Origin of the sequence: Pseudomonas agronomica, from assembly GCF_025917275.1 — a bacterium.
Classification (GTDB): domain Bacteria; phylum Pseudomonadota; class Gammaproteobacteria; order Pseudomonadales; family Pseudomonadaceae; genus Aquipseudomonas; species Aquipseudomonas agronomica.
In genome coordinates this window covers 1-2,977 of sequence record NZ_JAOSHO010000566.1, presented here as the reverse complement: position 1 = coordinate 2,977, position 2,977 = coordinate 1, and the positions used below count along the sequence as shown (strand labels likewise).

Here is a 2,977-nt window from a genome sequence, read left to right as displayed (position 1 = left end):
ACGGCCGAAGCCGAGGCGCGTATGGCTGCGGCGCTCAAGGCCCGGGTCGCGATGTTGAGGGCGGCGGGCGTACAGGTGTGGTTGTTCAAGGAAGTGCCGCTGCAGCGCAAGGGCGCTATCAGCAGATTGACGAGCCTGGCCCGGGCTGGGCGTTCCGCTGAAGGGTTGGGTCGTCCGCTTGAGGAGCATTTGTCCCGTCAACATTTTCTCAGCGCCTTGTTTGACTCACTGAGTAGCGTTGATCCAGGCGTGCATGTCATTGATCCGACCCCGTTGATGTGCGCGGGACAGGTCTGCAGCATTGAGGTCAACGGTTACTCGCAGTACAAGGACGAGGACCATCTGTCTGATCTCGGTAGTGCCCGGCTGAGCCCGCTGTTTGCCCCGGTGTTGCTGGGGTCAACCGGCAATTGATCGCCGCCGCGCACGCACGGGCTGCTGTTTGGGCGTTAGAGCAGGTAGGATGTACGCCTATTTTCGGGGTGGCATCTCAATGAAATTCAAGGACCTTCGGGATTTCGTGCAGCAGCTTGAACAGCGCGGCGAGTTAAAACGCATTCAGGTTCCTGTCTCTCCAGTGCTGGAGATGACGGAAATCTGCGACCGCACGCTTCGGGCCAAAGGCCCGGCGTTGCTGTTTGAAAACCCGACAGGTTATGACATTCCGGTGCTGGGCAATCTGTTTGGCACGCCGGAGCGCGTGGCCTTGGGCATGGGCGCGGAAGCCGTCAGCGAGCTGCGCGAGATCGGCAAGCTGCTGGCATTCCTCAAGGAACCCGAGCCGCCGAAGGGCCTGAAGGATGCTTGGTCCAAGCTGCCGATTTTTCGCAAGATCATTTCCATGGCGCCGAAGGTCGTCAAGGACGCGATCTGCCAGGAAGTGGTGATCGAGGGCGACGATGTCGACCTGGCCATGCTGCCCGTGCAGACCTGCTGGCCAGGCGACGTAGGGCCGCTGATCACTTGGGGGCTGACGGTCACCAAAGGTCCGAACAAGGACCGCCAGAACCTGGGCATCTATCGCCAGCAGGTGATCGGCCGCAACAAAGTCATCATGCGCTGGCTGAGTCATCGGGGCGGTGCGCTGGATTACCGTGAGTGGTGTGAAAAACACCCTGGCCAGCCATTCCCGGTCTCAGTCGCCTTGGGCGCGGATCCCGCCACGATCCTCGGCGCGGTCACGCCGGTGCCTGATAGCCTTTCCGAATATGCGTTTGCCGGCTTGCTGCGCGGCAACCGTACCGAATTGGTGAAATGCCGTGGCAATGACCTGCAAGTGCCGGCCACTGCCGAGATCATCCTTGAAGGCGTGATCCACCCCGGTGAAATGGCCGATGAAGGACCGTACGGCGACCATACCGGTTACTACAACGAGGTGGACAGCTTCCCGGTGTTCACCGTCGAGCGCATCACCCACCGGATCAAGCCGATCTACCACAGCACCTACACCGGTCGCCCGCCGGATGAGCCGGCGATCCTCGGCGTGGCGCTGAACGAAGTGTTCGTGCCGATCCTGCAAAAGCAATTTCCGGAAATCACCGATTTCTACCTGCCGCCCGAGGGTTGCTCGTACCGCATGGCCGTGGTGACCATGAAGAAGTCGTATCCGGGGCACGCCAAGCGGGTCATGTTGGGCGTCTGGTCGTTTTTACGACAATTCATGTACACCAAGTTCGTTATTGTCACTGACGACGATATCAACGCACGGGACTGGAATGACGTGATCTGGGCCATCACCACGCGCATGGACCCCAAGCGCGACACGGTGATGATCGAGAACACGCCGATCGACTACCTCGACTTCGCCTCGCCGGTGTCTGGCCTGGGGTCGAAGATGGGCCTCGATGCCACGCATAAATGGCCCGGTGAAACCACCCGCGAATGGGGCCGGGTTATCGTCAAGGATGAAGCCGTTACCCAACGGATCGATGCCATCTGGAATCAGTTAGGAATAGATTGATGCTTGTAACCTTGCAGCCCTCCGGTGCGGTGCTGGAGATAGAGCCGGCCGAGCGGATACTCGATGGCGCGCGGCGCCTGGGCTACGAATGCCCGCAGAGCTGCCGCAACGGCAACTGCCACGTATGTGGCGCGTTGCTGGTGGAGGGTCGCGTGGAACAGGCCGGGGAAGTGCGTGACCACGGTGAAGTCTTTACCTGCATCGCCGAACCCCTGGAGGACTGTGTGCTGCTGTGGGATGGCGTGCTGTCGCCGGGTGAGCTGCCGGTGCGCAATCTCGCATGCCAGGTGATCGAGTGCGCCGACGTGGGGGGCGATGTCTGGAGGGTGCGCTTGCGTGCGCCGGCAGGTAAACCTCCGCGTTATCACGCCGGGCAATACTTGATGATCGAGCGGGAGAACGGTGAGAAGTCAGCGTTCTCCCTGGCCTCGGCGCCGCATTCGGGACGCGATCTTCAGCTTCATGTGCTGGTGCGCGAAAACAGTGCGCAAACGCTTTTGGAACAATTGCAGCGCAACCCCAATGTGCGCATCGAGATGCCATTCGGCGACACCCATTTGTCCGAACTCCCGGATGGCCCGCTGGTTTTGATTGCCGCCGGAACCGGAATGGCGCAGATGCACAGCCTGATCGAGCACTGCCGCGCCCAAGGCTTCAAGCACCCGGTGCATCTGTATTGGGGTGTGCGGCGGCCGGAAGATTTCTATGAAATCGAACACTGGGACGAGTGGAAGAAGCTGCCAAACCTGTATCTGCACAAAGTCGTCAGCGATCTGTGTGGTTGGGAGGGGCGCTGCGGCATGCTCCATGAGGCGGTGTGCGAAGACATCAGTGATCTCTCCGGTGTCTACGTCTACGCCAGCGGCTCGCCGGCCATGATCTACGCGACGCTCGATGCGCTGGTGGAGGCGGGGATGGATGCCCATCAAATGCGCGCCGATGTTTTCGCGTATGCGCCGCGGGCTTGAACCAGCGTAGCCTTGAGCTGTGCCGTTGTGCCGAGGGAGCTTGCTCCCG

The 2,977-nt window shown here is 60.9% G+C and carries 3 protein-coding genes; all 3 read left to right on the top strand.

Annotated elements, in window-relative coordinates; genetic code table 11:
* Positions 1 to 414: SGNH hydrolase domain-containing protein (locus OC610_RS24535; protein WP_264431544.1), on the top strand; the 414-nt coding region annotated here is incomplete at its 5' end.
* A gap of 79 nt (positions 415 to 493) precedes the next feature.
* Positions 494 to 1,960, top strand: a complete 1,467-nt coding sequence (gene ubiD, locus OC610_RS24530) for a 4-hydroxy-3-polyprenylbenzoate decarboxylase (RefSeq protein WP_181288095.1) — start codon at positions 494 to 496, stop codon at positions 1,958 to 1,960.
* A complete protein-coding gene (locus OC610_RS24525; protein WP_264431543.1) occupies positions 1,960 to 2,928 on the top strand; it encodes a CDP-6-deoxy-delta-3,4-glucoseen reductase in 969 nt (322 codons plus the stop codon). The genes ubiD and OC610_RS24525 overlap by 1 nt, the downstream gene beginning before the upstream one ends.
* Positions 2,929 to 2,977: the final 49 nt, after the last annotated feature.